This is a genomic window from Brooklawnia sp. (assembly GCF_032229645.1).
Classification (GTDB): domain Bacteria; phylum Actinomycetota; class Actinomycetes; order Propionibacteriales; family Propionibacteriaceae; genus Brooklawnia.
In genome coordinates this window covers 1-20,130 of the sequence record NZ_JAVTWX010000128.1, presented here as the reverse complement: position 1 = coordinate 20,130, position 20,130 = coordinate 1, and the positions used below count along the sequence as shown (strand labels likewise).

Annotated in this window: 17 protein-coding genes and 1 riboswitch; of the genes, 5 read left to right on the top strand and 12 right to left on the bottom strand. The window is 64.2% G+C overall.

Annotated elements, in window-relative coordinates; genetic code table 11:
• On the top strand, positions 1 to 266 hold a 266-nt coding region (locus AAFP05_RS10055), incomplete at its 5' end, for a hypothetical protein (protein ID WP_341729730.1).
• Positions 267 to 1,099: 833 nt separating this feature from the next.
• Here the strand turns inward: AAFP05_RS10055 and AAFP05_RS10050 are convergent.
• The 6 genes from AAFP05_RS10050 to AAFP05_RS10025 all read right to left on the bottom strand — a co-directional run bounded on the left by AAFP05_RS10050 (position 1,100) and on the right by AAFP05_RS10025 (position 9,152).
• Positions 1,100 to 2,107 (bottom strand): ABC transporter substrate-binding protein, encoded by a 1,008-nt coding sequence (locus tag AAFP05_RS10050; RefSeq protein ID WP_341729729.1) that lies wholly within the window; start codon positions 2,105 to 2,107, stop codon positions 1,100 to 1,102.
• Positions 2,108 to 2,120: 13 nt separating this feature from the next.
• On the bottom strand, positions 2,121 to 2,969 hold the full coding sequence (locus tag AAFP05_RS10045) for an ABC transporter permease (RefSeq protein ID WP_341729728.1): 849 nt from the start codon (positions 2,967 to 2,969) through the stop codon (positions 2,121 to 2,123).
• 101 nt (positions 2,970 to 3,070) lie between these two features.
• A riboswitch (FMN riboswitch) is annotated at positions 3,071 to 3,208 on the bottom strand.
• Positions 3,209 to 3,264: 56 nt separating this feature from the next.
• Positions 3,265 to 4,797, bottom strand: coding sequence for an MFS transporter (locus AAFP05_RS10040; RefSeq protein ID WP_341729727.1), 1,533 nt, complete (start codon positions 4,795 to 4,797; stop codon positions 3,265 to 3,267).
• Between the two features lie 91 nt (positions 4,798 to 4,888).
• Positions 4,889 to 6,316 carry an MFS transporter gene (locus AAFP05_RS10035; protein WP_341729726.1) on the bottom strand — a complete coding sequence of 476 codons (1,428 nt, stop codon included), beginning with the start codon at positions 6,314 to 6,316 and terminating at the stop codon, positions 4,889 to 4,891.
• Between the two features lie 36 nt (positions 6,317 to 6,352).
• Positions 6,353 to 7,696, bottom strand: coding sequence for an MATE family efflux transporter (locus AAFP05_RS10030; protein ID WP_341729725.1), 1,344 nt, complete (start codon positions 7,694 to 7,696; stop codon positions 6,353 to 6,355).
• A 13-nt stretch (positions 7,697 to 7,709) separates the two neighbouring features.
• Positions 7,710 to 9,152, bottom strand: a complete 1,443-nt coding sequence (locus AAFP05_RS10025; protein WP_341729724.1) for a L,D-transpeptidase family protein — start codon at positions 9,150 to 9,152, stop codon at positions 7,710 to 7,712.
• Positions 9,153 to 9,335: 183 nt separating this feature from the next.
• Here AAFP05_RS10025 and AAFP05_RS10020 point away from each other — a divergent pair, with 183 nt between their 5' ends.
• Positions 9,336 to 10,295 carry a universal stress protein gene (locus tag AAFP05_RS10020; protein WP_341729723.1) on the top strand — a complete coding sequence of 320 codons (960 nt, stop codon included), beginning with the start codon at positions 9,336 to 9,338 and terminating at the stop codon, positions 10,293 to 10,295.
• Positions 10,296 to 10,344: 49 nt separating this feature from the next.
• A complete protein-coding gene (locus AAFP05_RS10015) occupies positions 10,345 to 11,019 on the top strand; it encodes a hypothetical protein (RefSeq protein ID WP_341729722.1) in 675 nt (224 codons plus the stop codon).
• A 39-nt stretch (positions 11,020 to 11,058) separates the two neighbouring features.
• On the opposite strand, the gene AAFP05_RS10010 is transcribed toward AAFP05_RS10015, so the two are convergent.
• A complete protein-coding gene (locus AAFP05_RS10010; RefSeq protein WP_341729721.1) occupies positions 11,059 to 11,937 on the bottom strand; it encodes a LysR family transcriptional regulator in 879 nt (292 codons plus the stop codon).
• Positions 11,938 to 12,021: 84 nt separating this feature from the next.
• On the opposite strand from AAFP05_RS10010, the gene AAFP05_RS10005 reads away from it, so the two are divergent.
• A complete protein-coding gene (locus tag AAFP05_RS10005) occupies positions 12,022 to 13,278 on the top strand; it encodes an MFS transporter (protein WP_341729720.1) in 1,257 nt (418 codons plus the stop codon).
• A 51-nt stretch (positions 13,279 to 13,329) separates the two neighbouring features.
• On the opposite strand, the gene AAFP05_RS10000 is transcribed toward AAFP05_RS10005, so the two are convergent.
• Genes AAFP05_RS10000 through AAFP05_RS09980 form a run of 5 tightly spaced genes read right to left on the bottom strand, consistent with a single transcriptional unit; the run spans position 13,330 to position 19,316 of the window.
• On the bottom strand, positions 13,330 to 14,142 hold the full coding sequence (locus AAFP05_RS10000) for a TspO/MBR family protein (protein ID WP_341729719.1): 813 nt from the start codon (positions 14,140 to 14,142) through the stop codon (positions 13,330 to 13,332).
• Positions 14,136 to 15,275 carry a deoxyribodipyrimidine photo-lyase gene (locus AAFP05_RS09995; protein ID WP_341729718.1) on the bottom strand — a complete coding sequence of 380 codons (1,140 nt, stop codon included), beginning with the start codon at positions 15,273 to 15,275 and terminating at the stop codon, positions 14,136 to 14,138. Before AAFP05_RS09995 ends, AAFP05_RS10000 begins: the two co-directional genes overlap by 7 nt.
• Complete coding sequence (locus tag AAFP05_RS09990; RefSeq protein WP_341729717.1) at positions 15,272 to 17,458, bottom strand: efflux RND transporter permease subunit; 2,187 nt, start codon at positions 17,456 to 17,458, stop codon at positions 15,272 to 15,274. Before AAFP05_RS09990 ends, AAFP05_RS09995 begins: the two co-directional genes overlap by 4 nt.
• Complete coding sequence (locus AAFP05_RS09985) at positions 17,455 to 17,829, bottom strand: hypothetical protein (RefSeq protein ID WP_341729716.1); 375 nt, start codon at positions 17,827 to 17,829, stop codon at positions 17,455 to 17,457. Before AAFP05_RS09985 ends, AAFP05_RS09990 begins: the two co-directional genes overlap by 4 nt.
• Positions 17,826 to 19,316 carry an AMP-binding protein gene (locus AAFP05_RS09980; protein ID WP_341729715.1) on the bottom strand — a complete coding sequence of 497 codons (1,491 nt, stop codon included), beginning with the start codon at positions 19,314 to 19,316 and terminating at the stop codon, positions 17,826 to 17,828. The genes AAFP05_RS09985 and AAFP05_RS09980 overlap by 4 nt, the downstream gene beginning before the upstream one ends.
• Positions 19,317 to 19,509: 193 nt before the next feature.
• Here AAFP05_RS09980 and AAFP05_RS09975 point away from each other — a divergent pair, with 193 nt between their 5' ends.
• Complete coding sequence (locus tag AAFP05_RS09975; protein ID WP_341729714.1) at positions 19,510 to 20,076, top strand: MarR family transcriptional regulator; 567 nt, start codon at positions 19,510 to 19,512, stop codon at positions 20,074 to 20,076.
• Positions 20,077 to 20,130: the final 54 nt, after the last annotated feature.

The window sequence follows — 20,130 nt, the reverse complement described above, 5'->3', positions numbered from 1 at the left end:
TCGCCAACTCAATCGTCCCTGCCAACGCAGTGGGCGTCCAGTACAACTACTACGAAGACTACTTCTACTCTCAAGGAACCTGCATCTCGCGTGGACGAGCCATGACCCAACCGGGCAGCCATTGGATAGGTTTCCAGTGCGTCAAGCATTCTGGAGACACCAAGTGGTCCATGCACCTCTTCTGGGATGACGGCCTGGGTTGCAGAACACTCCCGTCGACCGAGTCGGCGTCCCCAGAATCATTCGTTGTGCCAGCTTGCGGCTGACCTCTTCATTCGCATCAGGTGGATGGGGACTCTTTGTCTGCTTTGGAACTCATCCACCTGATGCAAGGGCATTCACTGTGTCACAATTTTTCGGAGGTGGTCATAATGCCAGTTGAACTCTCGCAACGCGTTCTACTCGAGGGCTGGATTGACTACTACGGCGGAGCTATTCCATTCATTAGTCCCAACACTCTCCGGATGCCTGAGAGGGTGAGCTACGCGAATCACCCAGCTCGGCCATCTGCTCAGAATCTCGCCGTTGAGGGCGCAACTCCACCCGACTCTTCGTATGTACGACTCGAGGGCATCCTACTCGGATTCACGCTCACGGCGACGACGTGGCAGCCGTCTCGCCCGCCGCTGGAACCAGCGCAGGTTTCCGAGTATCGCAAACTTGTTGATCAGGTGTCCATATTCGTGAAAACGCACGAGTACGGTTCCAGCACGTCGCAAGCCGCTATGGATCAGTTTATCGACCGCACGAGCCAAGCTCCATCAACCATAGCTGTACGGGCCATAGTCGTCGGTGACGATACCGCACTAGTTGTGATCACCACAGATGTCCGTCAGGTTGTCTGCGCCGCCAAGGCACGTTCGCTGAGCTCGAGGGTGATAGCCCGCCAAGCCCGCTGGAGTGTATCCGACATTACGAATGCCGAAGCACTCATCAGTACTTTGAAGGATGAGTCGATAATTGCGGTATCCGGTGGCACTACTTCGTATGGAGACTACGGCATGTTCGTTGAACTTGTCCGGGAGGATCCGGAATTCACAAACGCAATACGGTCACTTCCCGATGGCTTGATTCGCACGACGTCGTGGCTCACGAAGTGCTAATTTGCAGCGATCTGCGTGGTGAAAGCGTCCGCCGCCGCCACTGGGGAACTCACCAACCCCGATTCGGCGAAGAAGTCAGCCATCTGTGCCCAACGATCCGGGGTCTGCAGACCGAACCGCCCGCCGTAGAGTTTGGTGGTCGCCTTCAGCACCTCGAGGGCATGGGCCTGCTGCTCGGCTTCGGCAAGTGTCGGCACATACGATGCGGAGATCTGGACCGCCTGGTCGGGGTCGGAGGCGCACAGCTCCGCTCCCCTGGTCATCGCGCGCAGCAGTCCGCTCAGGTCGTCCGCACGCTCCGCGAGCGTGGCGTCCATAGCGCCCAACCCGACGCTGACCAGCGGCGGGTCGTCCAGGCCAAGGGTGCGAATCGCGAAGCCGGCCTCGTTGAAACGCACCACATCGTTGTTCAGGAAGCCGACCACGGCGTCCACCTTGCCGCCGGTCAACGCGGCCAGTTGGGTGTACCCGATGGACGCGATCTGCAGGTCGTCGCGGCTCAGGCCGGTCTGGGCGAGGACGGCCAGCAGGTAGAACCAGTTTTCGCCGTATTCGCCGGGCAGCCCGATGCTGTGGCCGCGCAGGTCGGCCAGCGATTGGATCGCCGAATCTGCCGGGACGATGATCGTGACCGGGTAGTTCTGATACGCGGTGGCGAAGTTGCGGACCGGGATGCCTTCGCCACGGCCTTGCAGCATCTCACCGCCGCCCGCGAAGACGACGTCCTCGTCCCCGGTCTGCAAGGCGCCGAGCAAACTCTCGTTCGCGCCGTGATGGCGTAGCGTGACCGCCAGCCCCTCCTCGGCGAACCAGCCGAGACTGTCCGCCAGATAGGCCGGGGCGAACTGGATATCCGGCACGTAGGTGAGACCGAGGGTCAGCGCGGCGGTCGCAGTGCTCCCGCCGGGAGTCGGGCTGCCGGCTTCGCCGGTGGAACGAGCGCAGCCGGCCAGACCTGCCAGCAGAGCCGAGCCAAGGATGGCTCGCCGAGTGATCGGTTGCATGGTGGTTGATCTCCTACCGTTTCGTGGTTGGGTATTCAGGTGGTTCGAGATTGTCGCCGGTTGGGTGGATGAGTCGGTACCAACGGGGGCTGGATGCGTATGGATTGGTCAACCACTCGATGAACGACAGGCCCAGGAAGATGACGATGGCCAGCACACAGAGCACGATCAGGGTGGTGAACAGTCCGGTGGTGTCGCTCGACTGGGACTGCACGGCCAGCCGCTGCCCCAGTCCGTCGCCGCCCATCACGAGTTCTCCGACGACGGCGCCGGTGATCGACAGGGTGAAGCCGTTCCGCACCCCGGTCAGCGTTGCGGGCAGCGCGAGTGGCCACTCGATCCAACGGGCCAGCTTCGCGCGTCCGGCGCCGTCGACCCGCGCCGCGTCCAAGATCTCCGGATCGATGCTGCGCAATCCGAGCACCGTGGACAAGACCATCGGGAAGAAGACCATGATCGAGCACAGCAAGACGACCGGCCAGGTCCCGTAGCCGACCCAGATCACCAGCAGCGGTGCCAGCGCGACCGCAGGTAGGGCCTGCGAGGCCGCAAGATAGGGCGACATCGTTGCCTCCGCAAGGCGAACGTGAGCAATCAGATAGGCGATCGGCAAGGCGATGGCGGAAGCCAAGAGGCAGCCGGCTGCCGCTTCGCCGATGGTCGCACCGATGGGTCCCCATAGTCGTCCGGACGCGAGTTCTCTACCGAGGCGTTCGATGACAGCTGCCGGCCCGGGCAGCAGGGTAGCCGGAATCGAGCCGAATCTGGCGATGAGCCACCAGCAGAGCACCAGGACCAGCCCGGCGACGATTGGCGCAGCGATCCGCAAGGACAACGGCGCATGCCGTGTGCGGATGTCCATCGCCGCGTCGCCGCCTTCCCGGTCGACATGCCGGGGGTCGACGCGCGCAGCCGGTAACGTGACGACCGGACGTCACCGGACGCCGATCTGCCAGCCGAGCGCGACGTGCTCCTCCCATCCGGACTTTCACCGTCGGTACCGGAATTTCACCGGTTCAACCACCCGCCATCGCTTCAGATGACGTGTGGGTCGCGGACTATCACCGCCGGTTCGGACTTACACCGACCCCGGGCACGTTCGTTGTTTGCTTTGGTTGAGCATAGCGCAACGGCCGGGGCCGACGATGAGGCGCCGCTCAGCGGTGCCGATCGCTGGGGTAAAGGAAGAGCACGCAGACCACTGCCAACCCCACCGAGAAAGCGCAGACCCACAAGGACGCCTCCATCCCTGCCACGAACCCGCGTTCGGCAAGGTGATTGAGCTGGGCCCCCAGATCGGACGACAGCTGCTCGGCCGCCCGAACAGCTCCGGCGACAGACTCCAGGGCGGTCGATTGCAGATCGCCGAGCTCGTCCCAGATCGCACCGGCCGTGAGCACCCCGCGATATCGCGCGGCCAACAGCGATCCGATCACCGCGACCCCGAGCGCACTGCCGACCTGCATCAAGGCTGTGTTGGTGGCAGAGCCTCCGCCGGTCGCGTCGGGGGGCAGGGCGTCCATCACCGCTTGGGTCGCTGCTGGAACCAGCAGACCGGCACCGACTCCGAAGAGCAGCAGACCGGGCACCAGATGAGCGAATGCCGAGTTGTCGGTCGTGGTGGCCAACCACCCGTAGCCCAACCCGACACAGCTCAAGCCCACCAGCACCGTGCGTTTGAGTTGCAGATGGTGGATGAACCGCGGTGCGGATAGCGCCCCGACCAGCATCGCCGCCGCGACCGGCAACACCCGGATGCCCGTCTGCATCGGCGTGAAGTCGAGGATGAACTGCAAATACTGGGTCAGGACGAACAATGCCCCGGCGCCCGCGGCTGTCACCAGTCCGGCCACACCAACCGCAACGCTGAAGGTGCGGATCTTGAACAGTGAGAGCCGCAGCAGGGGCACCGCCACCCGCGATTCCCAGTAGACGAAGGCGCCGAGTACCCCCAGGCCGCCGAGCATTGCGGCCAGCACCAGCGGATTCGTGACTCCCAAACCCGGCGCGGAAATCACTGCCCAGCAGATCAGCGCCAAAGCCGTGGTCGACAGAACGGCGCCAAGATAATCCACCCCACCAGCGACCGGATGCGGACGACTGTGCGGGAGCACGAAGAAGCCGAGAACCACGATGACGACCGCCACGGGCACGTTGATCAAGAAGACCGAACCCCAGCCGAAATGTTCCAGCAGCAAACCGGAAAGCACTGGACCCACCGCTCCCCCGGCGCCGTTGGCCCCGGACCAGAGCGCGAACGCGACGGTTCGCTCCTTCGGATTGGAGAACAGCGATGAGATCAGGGCCAGGGTCGAAGGAGCCAGCAGCGCGGCTCCGACCCCCATCAGCGCGCGCGCACTGATCAGCAATCCGGTCGTGCTGACAAGCCCGGCGATCAGCGAGAAGCCACCGAAGATCGCCGTACCGGCCAGGAAGGTCCGCGATCTGCCCCAGCGGTCGACCAGTCCTCCGGCGACCAACAGCAGGCCGGCGTAGGTGACCTGGTAGGCGTCCACCGTCCATTGCAGTTGATCGGTGGAGGCCTGAAGTTCGCGGGCCAGCGTTGGTAGCGCGACATTGAGGATGGTGTTGTCGAGGCTGGCCATGAACAGGCCGAGCGTCAGCACCGCGAGGGCCCACCAGCGCAGCCGGTGCGTCCGTGACGTCGTGATCACTACTGTCGCAGGCATTCAGCCGGCTTCGTCTCGGGGAGTCACGAAGACCTAGGCTACCGCCGTTCGGCCTTGATCCGGACGGGGTGACCGGCTTCTTTGCATCAGTTCAGGGTTTGCCCGGGTTCCTGCGCTGTGCGGCCTGGCCACCACGGATCGCCAGCAGATAGCCGCCCAACACAACGATGCTGAGCACCCAGCACCACTTCATCGCCCCGCGGTAGAGCTGCCAGGGCTGATCGGGATCGGCGCCGATCGTCCCCACCGCGCTCCACAGCACCGCCCCGACGGCCAGGCCCAGCGAATACGCCGAGCCGAGCACACCATAGATCGCCGGATAATCGCGCTGACCGAAAGCCAGCCCGCAGACCAGCGGCGGAGTCAATGAGCCGATCGCGAACCCCGCGCCGACGAGCCCGATCACGACGAATATCCAGGCTGAGGCCGGATACACGATCGTGCCGAGCAGATAGCCCGCACCGGCATGCACGGCCATCAGGATCGCCATCGCCTTGACCATGCCGATGCCCTCGATCAGTAGGCCCAGCAGCGGCTTGGCCATGATCAACCCGATCATCTGGGCAGTCATCAATGTGCCGGCCAGCGCGGGCGTCATGCCCGACCCCGGGTAGCTCTGCTGATTGACGAAGAACGGCTGGGTGATCTGGCCCATCGCGTAGTAGACACCCAGCAGCACAACCATCGCATAGAGCAACCAGAACCAGCCGCTGCGCAATGCCTCGCCAAGCCGCAGTCCGGATACCGCGGCAGCCACGTCACGATCCGTGCCAGCCTTGACGCTCGTCGCCAAGGCTGCGGGCTTGCCGTAGACGGGCAATCCCAGGTCGGAGGGCTTGTTGACGACCAGCAGCCAGGCGGGTACCAGGCAGAACAGCGCATACAGCCCCGCGCCGATGAGTAGCGAGGTCCGCCAGCCGAGGCCACCTTCACTGATCGGCGGATTGGTATTGGAGAAGACCAGCGACGACATGATGCCGCCCAGGCCGGTGCCCGCGACGACCACGCCCATGACGACGCCCTTGAACTTGTGGAACCAGCTGTTCACCACGATGATCGGAACGTAGTTCACCGACATACCGAACCCGAGGCCAGTGATGGCACCGAAGAGGTAGAGCCCGGCCATGCCGTGGGCGGTCGATAGGCCGGCCAGGCCCAAGGAGCTGATGGTGCCACCGATGAACAGCAGCCTTCGACCTCCGACTCGTCCGATGAGCCGACCGGCGATCGGCATCATGGCGATCGCGACCAGCAAGAGCACGGTGAAGTAGGTTTGCACGTGGGCCCGACTCAGCTCGCCGTCCGGCCATAGATCGGCCCGAATCTGGTCGGTGAACATCGATAGCCCGCTGAGAACCACCCCGGCGGAGATCTGACAGCAGACCGCGCCGATGGTCACCGACGCGTACCGCGCGGAACGGACGCGCTCAGTAACCGGGTCGGTGTCGTCGGGGTCGGTCGCCAGCGCCTCGCCGCCGACTGCGGGCGCGTTGGCGTGCGGTTCAGACGGCTGTGTCATGAACGCGACCTCCTTGTGCTGAGGTCAGCAGTCTAGCTACTTGCTATATCCTGTGACGAGCCAGGTGCTCGTCCGTGACCGCAGCACGAGCACCAGCAGCCGGACGCTCATGAAAGCCCCGAAGTACGAGCTCCACAGCCAGACCATCGCGCCGATCCCGGACGGCTGACTCATGATCATGGCAGTGATCGCCACGACGAAGCTCAGCAGAGGCCACAGACCGGCCAGCGCCAGATAGCGCACGTCCCCCGCCCCGATGAGCACGCCATCGAGGACGAACAGGATGCCGCACAGCGGCAGGAAGATCGCGGTCATCGCAAAACTCACCGGCAGCAGCGCGCGCACCGAGGCGTCCGGGGTGAACAGCATGCCGATGATCGGAGAACCGGCGGCCAGCAGCACACCGAGCACAACACCGACCAGCACTCCCCAGCCGACGATCCGGTTGAGCTGACGGCGCACCCCGACGCTGTCACCTGCACCGAGGTCGTGGCCGATCATGGCTTGGGCAGCGATCGCCAGCGCGTCCATCGTGTTGACCAGCAGCATGTACGCCGACATGGTGATCTGCAGCGCGGCGAGTTCGGCGGTGCCCAGGCGGGCGGCTGCCCAGACCAGCACGACCAGGACGATACGCAGTGTGAGCGTACGAAACAGCATCAGGGACGATGCGACGAAGGCTTGCCGCCGATCTCCGATGCCAGGTGCCAGCGAGACCCCGTTCGCGCTGGCGGCCCTGATGGCGACCAGCGCATAGACCGCTGCCATCAGTGTTTGGGTGATGGCCGTACCCAGTGCAGAGCCAGCGATACCCAATCCGAGCGGGTAGATGAACAGCCAGTTCAATGCCACGTTGACCACGCTGCCGCCGCCCGCGACCAGCAGCGGGGTGCGGGTGTCCTGCAGCCCGCGAAGCAGCCCGGCGGCCGCCAGCACGGTGAGCATGCCCGGCAGTCCCCACAGGCAGATCGCGATGTACCGATACGCCTGTTCGGCGACAAGCGGATCGGGTGTGAAGGCCCCTGTGATCGCACGGCCGCTGGGAAGCCCCAGCAGCGCCAGGACGACACCGAGCCCGAGCCCGAGCCACATCCCCTCGATACCGGCACGAACCGCCCCTGGTCTGTCGCCGGCGCCGAGCCGACGGGCGACAAGAGGCGTGGTCGTGTAGCTCAGGAAGATACACAGGCCGATGACGGTCTGCATCACCGTCGACCCGATCGACATGCCGGCCAGGACCCTCTGGCCCAGATGGCCGACCATCGCCGTGTCGGTGAGGACAAAGAGCGGCTCAGCGACCAACGCACCGAGGGCTGGGACAGCGAGCAATCCCAGCCTGCGATCCATGGCGGTGATGCGCCACGGGGGCCTCAACGGCACTGGCGGACTCTGATCAGTAGTGACTCACCACGACCGTGCCCATCTGGGCCCAGCCGTAAATGAACTGTGCGTCCGCTACCGGCATATTGAGGCAGCCGTGCGAGCCACCAGGCCCGCTCCAACCGAACGAGTCACGCCACGGAGCCCCGTGGAAGGCGATTGATCCGGTGAAATAGCTGACCCACGGGATGTTCTCTGAGACATAGGTTGTGCCGTCGAGATTGGTGCCGCGCATCGTCTGGGTCTGATACTTCAGATAGACGTTGAATTTGCCGGTCGGGGTCTCCATTCCGGGCATTCCGGGCACGAAGTACATCGGGCCGCGCACCGGGGTGGCGCCTTCGTAGGCGGTCGCCGAGTTGGTGCTCAGATTGACGTCGACCCACTGCTCTCCGGGCGCGGCCGCATAGACGAGGTTCTGAGCGCCTTCGGCGATCACCTTGTCCTTGAAGGAAGGCTCCACCTGGTCGTAGCTGAAGGTGCCGGCATATGGCTGCCCGGAGCCGAGGGCTGCGATCAGTGCGTCGGTCATCTGGGCAGCGTTATTCACTTGCCAGCCCGGCCGGCCCTCTTGCGAGGTCGACAGCACGGTGCCCGCCTGGTTGACATTGCGGATGCCGTTCACGACATCGACGTGGGTCGTCTCAGCGGTCTGCTGAACCCACTGGGCCGTCTTCTGCTGGTCGATGGTGGGCTGCCCGAGCGATCCATCGGGCTCAGTGGGGATGACGATCCACTGGGCCTTCTCGGCTGCGCTCGCCGGGTAGCTGTCAGACTCGCGTCCCGTCAGGCTCACGTCGTGTGCGATCAGGCCGTTCGCCTTGCCGGCGATGGTCTGGGCAAGCTCGGTCGGCGTCGTCGGATTCACCTGGGTGGTGGTGAGCTGCACCGTTTGCGGGGTGAGGGTCTCGGCCGCGCGGGTGGCTGCGGTGCTCACTTCGGAGGCATCCACGCCGAGGCCCGGCTGCGCCGGATCGGTGACGAAAGAGGCGCCGTCGGGCGCGAGCTTGACGGTCGCATCGGTTGCGGGCTGGCCGAACTCGGAGATCAGATTGTTGATGACGCTGTCGAGTGCGGCTTCATCGACGGTCATGACGGTGGGGGTGTCATGTTTGATGAAGACAGCCGAATACCGCTGGCCCAGATGGCTGTTCGCGGCGAAGGCTTCACTCGCGGTCGCGGCGGCGTCCACGGAGATGCCGAGGTCGGCGAGGCTGAGCTCGCGGCTGTGACCGTCGATTTCTAGCGTCAGGGTGACCTGCTCGGCGCGCTCGCTGAGTTGCTCGACGAGTTGATCTTTGGTCTGTCCGGTGACCGGCGTTCCTGCCACGGACGACCCCGGCAATCCATGGGTGGAAAAATAGGCGCCATAGACGACAGCGCCGATACCGAGCGCCATCACAAGTCCCGATATCACCCAGAAGATAAGCCGATGGGTAACCTTCTTCTGCTTCACGAGTGATAGTCTAGGCGACCGCGGTCGCATCGCGAATTCTGCGCCAGGATCTGACATCGCCAGGCCGTCGGATCGAGACTCGGTGGGCGCGCGTACGCTGCTATTCCTCCGCTACGCGCTATCGCCACGGCTAGGATTGTCCAACAGATGACGACAAGGAAGTCGGCAACAGCGGAGGTCATCATGAGTGAGCAGACACGTGGCGCAGGTCGGATCCACCTGGATACCGCAGGCCGGATCGTGGTGGGAACCGATGGATCCGAACGCGCGCACAAGGCAGTGAATTGGGCGGCTGGCCGAGCGGTGGCGCGGGATCTGCCGTTGCTGGTGGTGATGATCATTCCGGGGCCCCAGGTCGGTCGTACCTTCACTGCCGTGACCGATGCCTTCCAGGGCCAGTTCAAGGCCCGTTGCCAGCAGCGACTGGACGCCGAGCTGGACCGCCTCCGCGCAGCTCAGCCGCAGCTGGACGTCAGCGCAGAACTCGTCGAGGGCTACGCATCCTACGTGTTGGCGCAGGCTTCGAAGAATGCCGCACAGGTCGTGGTTGGTGCTCGCGGTCAGCACGCGCCGATGTCGGTCAAGCTGCTGGGCGGGGTTTCGGACGCAGTGGTGGCTCACGCCCACGGGCCGGTGGCAGTGATCACCGATGAAGCGCAGGAGAATCCGGACGGTCCCGTGGTCGTCGGCATCGACGATTCGAATGAGGCCAGAGCCGCCGCCAAGCTTGCCTTCGAGGCCGCGCAGCTGCGTGGCGTTCCGCTGATCGCGATTCATGCCTGGGACTACGCGATGCTCGGCACACCGTGGGAATACGACATCTGGGATGAATCGATGTCGGAGATCATGGACTCGCTGACCAAGAACATCAAAGGCGTCTTCGCCGACATCAAAGCGCAATACCCCAGCGTCCAGGTCGAGCTGCGAGTGGTGGATTCGAGTCCGTCCCAGGCGTTGATCGACGCATCGATCGATGCGGGCTTGGTTGTCGTCGGGTCGCGCGGACGCGGTGGCTTCACCGGGCTGCTGCTGGGGTCGACGAGCAAGCGGGTGCTACGCGACGCGCACTGCCCCGTCATTGTGACGCGAGCCGAAAAGGACATGGCGACCGGGCAATCGTCCGGCAACGAGATGACCGGCTGAGCGGCGGAGCATACTAAGGGCCTGACGGATCGACTGCTGAGAGGGTGTCATGGCTCGATATCTCTCCCAGATGGCGGCGCTCGGCGTGGTCGGCTTCGATCCGCTGGGCGCCATCGTCATGCTCGCTTTCATCGCCGGCGGCGCACACTTCGCGCACACCGTGGTCTTCACGGCAGTCAACTGGGTGACGATCGTCGTGCTGGGCGCCGCGGCCGGCAGTGCGGTGGACCTCGTGGCGGGGCCGCTACGTCATTGGTTCTCCTCGGTACCGCGGTGGGCATGGATCGTCGCCGAAATCGTCGCCGTCATCGTCTTGGTGAGCTGGGCCCTGGTCCGGCTGCGTGCGGGTATCGGACCGGAGAAGCAGCAGAGCGCGCGACCGGCCAGGCTGTGGATGCTGATCGGGATAGCCGCCGGGCTGGCGGTCAGCATGTTCGCTGATCCCGGCTATGCCGGCGCGGTGCTGGCTGGTGCTGCGCATCCGCTCTGGTGGCGGGTCGTCGGACTGACGCTGTGGTATCTGATCGCCATGTCCGCGCTTGTTGTGGTCTGTATTGCCGACGGTTTCGGTGCTACCGCGCCGGTCAGTGCGTGGATGCATCGGTGGCTGAGCAGGTCGCGGCGGCCGCTGTGGACCCTCGGTACGGCACTGATCGTGGTCGTCTCGGTGCTGCTGGCCATCGACACCGTGCTTCTTGCCACCACCGGAAGATTCGTGCCATAGAGATCGGCGTGCGGACCTGTTGACGTCCGGGCGTGGTGCTCAGCCGGCCTCGGCCAGGGAGCGCGCGTCCGCCAAGAAGAGTCCCGGGGTGGACTCGGGATCCTGATCGGACCGCCAGATCAGGCCGATCTGCCGGGTGCGCCGGGTACGCAGCGGGACGAAGACCGCCCCGCTCAACAGCAGGTAGGGGTCGGCAGGCAACAGGGCGACACCGACTCCGGCGACGACAAGTCCTGCGACGGTGGACAGTTCGTCGGATTCAAACGCCACCCGGACGTGGATGTCGTCGTCGGCGGCCACCTCAGTGAGCAGATCGCGGGAGTGGAAGCCCTCCGGGGTGGAAATGAACGGTTCATCGGCCACGTCCGCGATTTCGACGATTGTCTGCGCGGCGAGGCGGTGATCCGCCGATACGCACAACGCCAGAGGCTGGCTCCTCATCTCGAGCCAGGCGAGGTCGTCTCGATCCGGACGCGGCGAGCTGAGCGCGATGTCGGACTCGTCATTCAGCACCCGCTCGACGAGTTCTGCGCCGGTCCCCTGGTGAAGCTTGATCTCGGCCCGCGGATGGGCGGTCGCAAAGCCCCGGATGAGTTGCGGAGCCAGCCAGGTACCCAGCGAATGCAGGAAATCGAAACGCACCAGGCCGGTCTGCGGGTCGAGCAGCCGACGGACTTCCGATTCGGCAAGGTCGAGTTGGGTGACGGCGGCACGGACCCTGCTGCGCAGTGCCCGCCCACGAGTGTTGAGGCTGAGCGAGCGTCCATGCCGGTCGAACAGGGTCGTGCCCATCCGCTCTTCGAGGCGCGCGAGTCTGCGCGACAGGGTGGGTTGCGGCATCCGTAACTCGGCTGCCGCCTGCCCGGCATGCTCGGTTTCGGCGAGCACCAGGAACCAGGACAAGTCATCGGAGAGCATGCCAGCAGTCTAATACTTGCTATGCATCAATTCAGGTCTATTCATGCATTTCCATTCGAGTCGCGCGAGGTTCACAGTGAAGATGTGACCGCGACAGCAATTGCCCCGACCCCGCAGCTCCCGACTATCCCCGGGCTGATCCGTGCGGCGATGCCCCAGGGTCTGCAACGCGGCGAGCGAGGCTACCGCAGGGCGTCCCTCGCGCTACTGGCCGCTGGACTGGCATCATTCAACGCGCTCTACTGCACCCAGGCACTGATGCCGACGCTGTCGGCAGATCTGGGAGCCAGCCCCGCGCAGGCCGCGCTGACCGTCAGCGCAACCACCGGTGTGCTGGCGATCTCGATCCTGCCCGCCTCCGTACTCTCGGAACGGTTCGGTCGCGGGCGTGTCATCATGATCTCCGCGCTGGCCGCGACCATCGTGGGCCTGCTACTGCCCTTCGCTCCGAGCCTGTCCTGGCTGATTGCCGGACGGGCGCTGCAAGGCCTGCTGATCGCCGGCGTGCCGGCCACCGCGATGGCGTGGCTCGCGCAGGAGATTCACCCGCGGGACCTGCCCCGGGCGATGGGGCTCTACGTCGCAGGCAACTCCATTGGTGGGTTGCTTGGGCGCTTGATCCCCTCTGGGCTGCTGCAAGTGGCCGACTGGCGGGTGGCACTGGGCGTCGACATGGGGTTTGCGCTCACCTGCGCGATCATCATCGCGACCATCATTCCGGCCGAGCGCCGCTTCACCCCGAAACGGCTGCGAGTGCGCTCCGAGTTGCGCACCATGGTGGCCCAGTGGCGTGACCGTCGGCTGGGTGCGCTCTTCGGAGTCGGTTTCATCTTCATGGGAGCCTTCGTCTCCCTCTACGACTTTCTCGGCTACCGGCTCAGCGAGGTCTTCGGACTGCCCGCTTCGGCGATCGGACTGGTCTTCCTGCTTTACCTGTTCGGCACCGTTGCGTCCGCGCAGGTCGGCAGGCTCGTTTTCAAGCGCGGACGAAGCACCGCGATGCTCATCGGGGCCGCCATGACCATCGTCGGGTTGCCGCTGACCGCCGGGAGCGAGCTCTGGTTGGTGCTGCCGGGAGTCGCGCTGTTCACCTACGGCTTCTTCACCGTGCATTCGGTGGCATCCGGATGGGTTGGCGCACTCGCCCCGGCCAGCAGAGGCGAAGCGTCCGGAATGTATCTGGCCTGCTACTACCTGGGCTCGTCGATCGTCGGCTACCTCTCGGGCCACATCATGCATGCCTTCGGATGGTGGGGTCTGATCGGCTGGCTGGTTGCGTTGATCGGCATCGGATGCGCGCTGACCGGGATGGTCGCGCGGTCAGCCAGGGCGCGGACCTGATTTGTGCCCCGGCGGCGGAGACGGACCGCACTCCGAACCGGAGAACCGAAACTACTTCGTCAGCCGCGAGCCATTCTCGTCCGATCGGACGAGGACGCGCGACCGATTTCGGTAGACGACAGCGTTTGCGGCGATGATTGCGACTATTGCCGCAATCGCGGCGACCGCTGTCGGCGTCGAATACAACGGGCCGGCCAGGCGTCCGGCTGCTATCCACGCGAGCGCCCAGGCCATCGCAGCGCTGATGGCCCAGCGTCCGCCCAGACGCACCGCGAAGACAATTCCCAGCAGAGTCGCGACCGCGAGTACGACGACCGCGAGAACGTCGGACCAAGGATGCTCGGGGTTGAATCCCGAGCCAATCAGCGCGACCGTGACGTTCGCGATGCTGGCCACGCTGACCCAGCCCAGATAGACGCCGAAGGTGCCGTCCACCACGATGGCCTCGATCCGTGACCCTGGTGGGCTCTCCCCCAACCGCTGCAGCAAGACGCCCAGCACGAGCGCCAATGTGAGGATCACGACGACGCTCAGCCATAGCCGGCCGGTCTGTGTGATTGCTAGCCAGAGGGAATTGAGCAGCATTGAGGCTGCGGCCGGCCAGGCGATCTTGGCCGCTCGCGGGCTGTCGACGGCTCGCCACTGCCAGATCACATATCCGGCAAGGCCCAGATAGATCAGCGACCAGATAGAGAACGCAGGCGAGTCGGGGGTGAGCAGCGTCGCATCGGCTGCGAAAACGCCACCGGACGACTCCTCAACGCTGGTGCCGATCACACCAAACCCGACCAAGGTCCCGACTGCCATCACGATGGCGGACAACGTCACGACCAGTGGCCGCAGTAGCTGTTTCGATGTCAACATTCGCTCCTTTTCGTCAGCAGTGCTGAAAGGCAAGACCACTCCCGGCCGGTGAGAAACGAAGCCGTGACCATGCGGACTCGGTTGTGCATCCATCCGGTTCGCCACAGCTCCCGCATGCCGGCATCGACCAGCGCGATACCGGTGTGGCCCTCCTGCCAAACCTGCAAGAGGTCCGGACGAAGCGCGGGCCACGGGAAGTGGTCGAAATTCCGCCGCCAGTTCTTGGTCGCCAAATCGGGGAAGTGGTACAGCGTGTGCCAGGCGAACTCGCGCCAGCCGATCTCGCCCAGGAAACACCCCACCGACTCCGAGGCCACCAGGTGGTCGCGCTGATACCCGATCGCGGCGTGCCAGACCTGGTGGGGGCTGATCTCTCCCCAACGCAGGTGGGGTGACAGTCCAGAACTTCCTCGCACACCAGGAATCTCCCGGTCCGTGGCGTATCTCTCGAGCCGATCACCGAGGAACTCGTCCAACACCTGCTGCCCTGAAACCTCGCCCGGCTGCCATGCCTCACGTAGCCCCTCGGCCCAGTCCGGACGCTTCGGCAACAGGTCCAGTTGCTCAAGCGTCAAGCCACCAACTCTGGTGACACCCATAGATCGGGCCGGTTGTTGGGGTGCAGGCAGCGGCAGGCGAGGTGCCGGACCAGATGTGCAGGCACGCCAAAATGGTGTGAAGACCGAATACGGCTCGCCTTTGCGGGTGTGGATCGTCCAGGGTTCGAAGAGAAGACCGGCGGCGAAGCTCTCCGCCTCGAGACCCTGGTCGATCAGGGATTTCTTCAGCTTGGCGTCCACCAAGCGTTCCGGCCCGCCGTAGCGCCGGTTCCAGAAAATGGCAGCGGCACCGACCGCAGCGACAACCTCGTCCACCACTTTCTCTGCGGGGCCGCGGCGCAGCACAAGCGAGATACCGAGGCCGGCAAGGGCGGACGCCACCGCGGAAAGACTGTGGTGCAGCCACCATTTGGCCGCACCGCCCAGTGGCCGCACACCTGGGGATTCTTCGTCGAGGACAAAGAGGGCGATCACCGGCGCCCGGTGGCTCAATGCGGCAGTCAAAGCCGGATTGTCAGCGATCCGAAGATCGTCGCGGAACCACACCACGACCGGTCTGGACACAGTGGTCATGAGTGAGTCCTCTCGCCTATTTCCGGATCTTCGGGGCCCTTCGCGCTGTCGCGTGCGAGCCGCGATGGCCACCAGATCGCCCGTCCGATGTCGTAGCTCAGCGCCGGGACGAGCAGGGAACGAACGATAAATGTGTCGAGCAGGACACCGAAAGAAACGATGAAGGCGATCTGTGCCAGGAACAGGATCGGAATGACTGCGAGCGCGGCGAATGTGGCCGCGAGAACAAGCCCCGCTGAGGTGATGACCCCACCCGTGACGCTCAAGCCCCGCAGAATCCCGGTGCGGGTGCCGTGATGGACAGACTCCTCGCGGACCCGGGTCATCAAGAAGATGTTGTAGTCGATACCGAGAGCCACCAGGAAGACGAAACTATAGAGCGGGACTGCGGGATCGGCTCCGGGAAACCCGAGGACATGATTGAACACCAGCGCCGCAACGCCGAGCGCCGTGCCGAAGCTCAGCACGGTGGTCGCCATCAGTAGCAGCGGTGCGAGCAGCGAGCGCAACAACAGAGCCAGGATGAGCAAGATGACGACCAGTATCACCGGGATGATGAGCGTGCGGTCGTGGATGGAGGCGTCGTTCGTGTCGATCGCGGTGGCGGTCACGCCACCGATGAGTGCGCCGGGCATGACCTCTGCGAACTCGGTTCGAAGCTCCCGGACGGTGCGCTCCGCAGCTTGCGAATCGGCGGCGTCATTGAGTGTGGCCTGGAGCAGCACCTTGCCGTCGACGACGGTAGGATCAGGTGCCAAAGTACCCGGCGGACCGAACCCCTGAATGCCATCGGCGGTCACCCGAGCGGCTCCGCTGGGCGATTCGGCGGTCACGACACTCACGCCGGACACTCCGCCGTTCTCGATCATGAGGTCGGTTGCGGCCTGCAGGTCGTCCTCGGCGACCACCACAAGCGCCGGACTGCCCGAGCCGCCGGGGAAGTGGGCACCCAGCAGCACCTGACCATCACGAGCCTGGGATTCGCCGAGCACCAGATCGGATTGAGCCACGCCGTTGGCGTTGAGACCGGTGGCTCCGACGACGCCGACGGCAAGCACGGCGACGGTGACGATCCAGATCGGACGAGCTCTCCGCTTGATCTGCTTCTCTAGCCTGGCCCACAGTCCTTTGGCGCGAACGCCTTGTTCGGCGGCCAAGACGTCGGGTTCGAAACGGGGGCGGCGTGGCCAGAACGCAGATCGACCAAGGATGAGGAGCAACGATGGGAGCAGGGTCAGCGCGGAGAGCATCGCGAATACAATGCCGATAGCGGCGACAGGCCCCAGCGTGCTGTTCGACTTCAGGTCGCTCAATAGCAGGCAGAGCAATCCGGCGATGACCGTGCCGCCAGAGGCGATGATGGGTTCGAAAGAGCCGCGCACCGCCTTCGTGGTTGCCGTCCAGTTGTCGCGGTGGGCACGTAAGGACTCGCGGTATCTGGCGACGTAGAGCAACGAGTAGTCGGTCGCCGCCCCGATGACGAGGATGAACAAGATTCCTTGAGTTTGGCCGCTGAGCAGCAGCACACCGGCTTTCGCAAGCCACCACACACTCAGCAAAGCCACACAGAGCGCGAAGAGGCTGGTTGCCAATACCACCAGGGGGAGCAGCACGGAGCGGTAGACGGCGAGGAGAATGATGAACACCGCAGCGAGCGCCACCCCCAGCAGTAGCCCGTCGATCCCGGCGAACGCGTCGAGCAAGTCCGCAGTGAAACCGGCCGGCCCCGTCACATGGACCTGCACGCCATCAGGGGCCGCGTCCCGCAGGGTCTGGCTCAGTTCGTCGACGACATCGCCGACCTTTGCGTCAGATTCGATGGGGACGAATGCCTGCGCTGCGCGTCTGTCGTCGGAGACAATCGCCGGAGAAATCTCATCTGCGATCCCTGCCATCATGGGTAGCTCAGCGAGCAGGGCGGAGATCTGCTGTATTTGCTGGTCGTCCAAGTCTTGCTCACTGCTGAAGACGACGATCGCCGGGATCGCATCGGAGGCACTGAATTCGCCGAGTAATGCCTGCACTTTCGTCGCGTCGGCGGAACTGGGCAGATAGTTCGTCTGATCGTTGGACGAAACCTCATCGATTCGTCCGAAATAGGGACCGCCCACTGCCGCGCCGACGAGCCACCCCAGGATCAGCAACGCGGGCCAGATCACTCGAATCCAAGGACGCGTCATCATCGCGATCCCTTGGGAGCAGCCGATGGTTTGGGAGGGCGGGGCACGAGTACAGAAGTGGACGCCTTGTACGACTGATAGTCGGTTTGATCGCGCCACTGACCACTGAGGAGCACTGCGCCCCAAATGGCAGTGATATACGTGAGGCTGCCGATCAGATCGAAGAAGTGCTCGCTTTGCTGAATCCAGGCCGGGATGAATGCGACGATCTGGACTGCAAAGATCCACGCCACTACGCCTGCGAAGACAGGGACCGCGCCCACCCTGGCGCCGCCGTCCGAACCGGCCATAGCCATTGCGGCGGCGAGGGCGAGGACAAGAATCATCACTGCGATCGAGCGGGCACCGCTTTTCGGCTGTGGAGTTTCGGTCATGATTCGTCCTCACGTTGATAGAGATCATCGATCTGCTGGGCCATCGCTTCAAGAAACTCGGCTCGGCGAAGTTTGAGAGTTGGAGTCAGACGCAGACTCTCCTCGGAGAGCTCGGTGATGAGCACCGTGAATCGACGCACCTGTTCGGCGCGTGAGACCGCGGCATTTGCCCCGTCGACGGTGCGCTGCACATGCGCCAGGATCTGCTCATCGACGATGCGAAGCCCGGCAGTTCCACTCGATTCAGCGCGTATCGCGAGATCATCGGCCAATGCACTGTGACCTCGACGCTTCGCCCACGCGATCGCCTCCTCGGCGTCCAGGACGATGAGCGCAGCGGCGTACGGCATGTTCTCGCCCACTATGATCGCCTCCGCCACAATGGGATCGGTCGATACCACCTGTTCCCACGGTTCGGGAGCGATGTTCTTTCCATTCGCAGTGACGAGGCCGACGCCGCGATAGAAGTTGGCGAGGTTGGGATCCAGAGGCGACGCCCCGGAGAGAAGATAGTCGACGCGACCGCCCATGAGGTTGCGCAACCGACGATAGAAGAGCGGTTCGAAAAGTGCGTGCCGGAGTCTGGGCGCAGGCGCGGGTCGCAGTTCCGGCTCGTCTTGGGCCCGCTCAAGATAGTCGCCCCAGTCGACTGCGGTTCGCTCCGCCATCGCGAAGAGCAGTCCGAGCCCTTTCTCTTGGGCTCGTCTTTTCGCTGCGGCACGAATCTTCTCGAGTATCCGTGGCACAACCACCATGAAAGTCGGGCGGATCTCGGCCATCGCCGCGACCGCCGAGCGCGGATCGCCCACGTGCACGATCTTCATGCCGGCGTAGACCGACACCAGCTGCAGGCCCTGAGCAAGCACATGCGCCAGCGGCAGAACGATGATGGTGGAGGCGCGATCGTTGACTACCTCCTGGTAGGCCGCGGCCACCTGAACCACCAGCCGGACGAAGTTCGCGTGAGTGATGCGCACTCCCTTCTGCCTGCCGGCAGTGCCCGAGGTGAAGACAATGCTCGCCAGATCTTCAGGACCAGCTAAGGCGCTACGGCGATCCACCTCTGAGTCCTGGATCCCGCCAGCCACACCGAGAGCGACGAGGGCCTCCAGATCACGACCGGAATCGGAGTCGAAAGTCCAGACAAGCACCCCTGGCAAGGCCGTCTCCAGCACGTCGCGGTGCGAGTTGCCAGCGGCCAGCACCAGACCCACGCCGCACACGCTCAAGATCTTCTCGGCCTGGGCGGTAGAGGCAGTCTCATATATCGGGACCACGACCCCACCAGCCGCCCAGATCGCAAAATCGGCGAGCGCCCATTCGTAGCAAGTCGGCGACATTATCGCCACTGGTTCGCCCGGTTCGACTCCCGCCGCGATCAGCCCCTTGGCCAACTCGCGCGCCTGTCCACGGAAGTCTGCGATGGACACGTCGACCAACTCATCCTGCACGCGTCGGGCGAAGGCCACATGCTGCGGATCGACCATTGCCCTGTCATCCAGGAGGGCGGGGACCGACCGAAGGTCGGGCCTTTCGATAGCGGGGGCAACAGTCATCTCGCGCATTGGGCTCCCATCCACGTTTCCTCCCGTCGAAGCGGTAGGTGTCGTTCTGCCAATACAACTAGCTTAGCTAGCTACTAGCTAAGCACACTATCACCCTTGCCGATAGAGTTCGGATATGCCTACATCGTCGGAGGCGAGCGAGGCCGCCAAGAGTCTCTACAGCGTCGAATCCAGCGACCCAGAGAGCGAGTTGGTGGACCGCTCTGAGCTCTCAAACGCTGACGTGGCCCAGATCAATCGGATGATGGCGGCAATGGCCGCGCTCCGCCAGACCGAAGAGCGAATCACGCAAGCATCGACTCGCTACATGAAGCTCAACAAGACCGACATGCGAGCCCTGCACTTCCTCATCGTCTGTCGGCACCGTAAGCAACTCGCCACCCCCAGTGATATAGCCGAACACCTCGGCATCACCACGGCGTCAACCACGAAGCTCCTCGATCGGCTGACGAACGGCGGACATATCACCCGAGAGCCTCATCCATCGGATCGCCGCGCTCTTGTGATACGCATCACAGAAGACACCTACCGCTCCGCAATGGACACCGTGGGAAGGCAACAAGCGAAACGATTCGTCGTGGCCGCACGCCGGACCCCTGCGGAGCGCGAGGCGATCATCTGCTTCCTTGAAGAGACCGCTCGTGAGCTGGACGTCACGGGACAGGAATGGGCTTCGGATTGACTGCGGGGCGCCAGAAACGGTCCGGTCGCGCAGCGAGATCCCTAGCAGGGTGGA

Excerpts from the sequence above, each read along its gene's own strand:
- AAFP05_RS10050 (WP_341729729.1), bottom strand. The coding sequence starts at position 2,107 with ATGCAACCGATCACTCGGCGAGCCATCCTTGGCTCGGCTCTGCTGGCA.
- AAFP05_RS10045 (WP_341729728.1), bottom strand. The coding sequence starts at position 2,969 with ATGGACATCCGCACACGGCATGCGCCGTTGTCCTTGCGGATCGCTGCG.
- AAFP05_RS10040 (WP_341729727.1), bottom strand. The coding sequence starts at position 4,797 with ATGCCTGCGACAGTAGTGATCACGACGTCACGGACGCACCGGCTGCGC.
- AAFP05_RS10035 (WP_341729726.1), bottom strand. The coding sequence starts at position 6,316 with ATGACACAGCCGTCTGAACCGCACGCCAACGCGCCCGCAGTCGGCGGC.
- AAFP05_RS10020 (WP_341729723.1), top strand. The coding sequence starts at position 9,336 with ATGAGTGAGCAGACACGTGGCGCAGGTCGGATCCACCTGGATACCGCA.
- AAFP05_RS10015 (WP_341729722.1), top strand. The coding sequence starts at position 10,345 with ATGGCTCGATATCTCTCCCAGATGGCGGCGCTCGGCGTGGTCGGCTTC.
- AAFP05_RS10010 (WP_341729721.1), bottom strand. The coding sequence starts at position 11,937 with ATGCTCTCCGATGACTTGTCCTGGTTCCTGGTGCTCGCCGAAACCGAG.
- AAFP05_RS10000 (WP_341729719.1), bottom strand. The coding sequence starts at position 14,142 with ATGTTGACATCGAAACAGCTACTGCGGCCACTGGTCGTGACGTTGTCC.
- AAFP05_RS09995 (WP_341729718.1), bottom strand. The coding sequence starts at position 15,275 with ATGACCACTGTGTCCAGACCGGTCGTGGTGTGGTTCCGCGACGATCTT.
- AAFP05_RS09990 (WP_341729717.1), bottom strand. The coding sequence starts at position 17,458 with ATGATGACGCGTCCTTGGATTCGAGTGATCTGGCCCGCGTTGCTGATC.
- AAFP05_RS09985 (WP_341729716.1), bottom strand. The coding sequence starts at position 17,829 with ATGACCGAAACTCCACAGCCGAAAAGCGGTGCCCGCTCGATCGCAGTG.
- AAFP05_RS09980 (WP_341729715.1), bottom strand. The coding sequence starts at position 19,316 with ATGGTCGATCCGCAGCATGTGGCCTTCGCCCGACGCGTGCAGGATGAG.
- AAFP05_RS09975 (WP_341729714.1), top strand. The coding sequence starts at position 19,510 with ATGCCTACATCGTCGGAGGCGAGCGAGGCCGCCAAGAGTCTCTACAGC.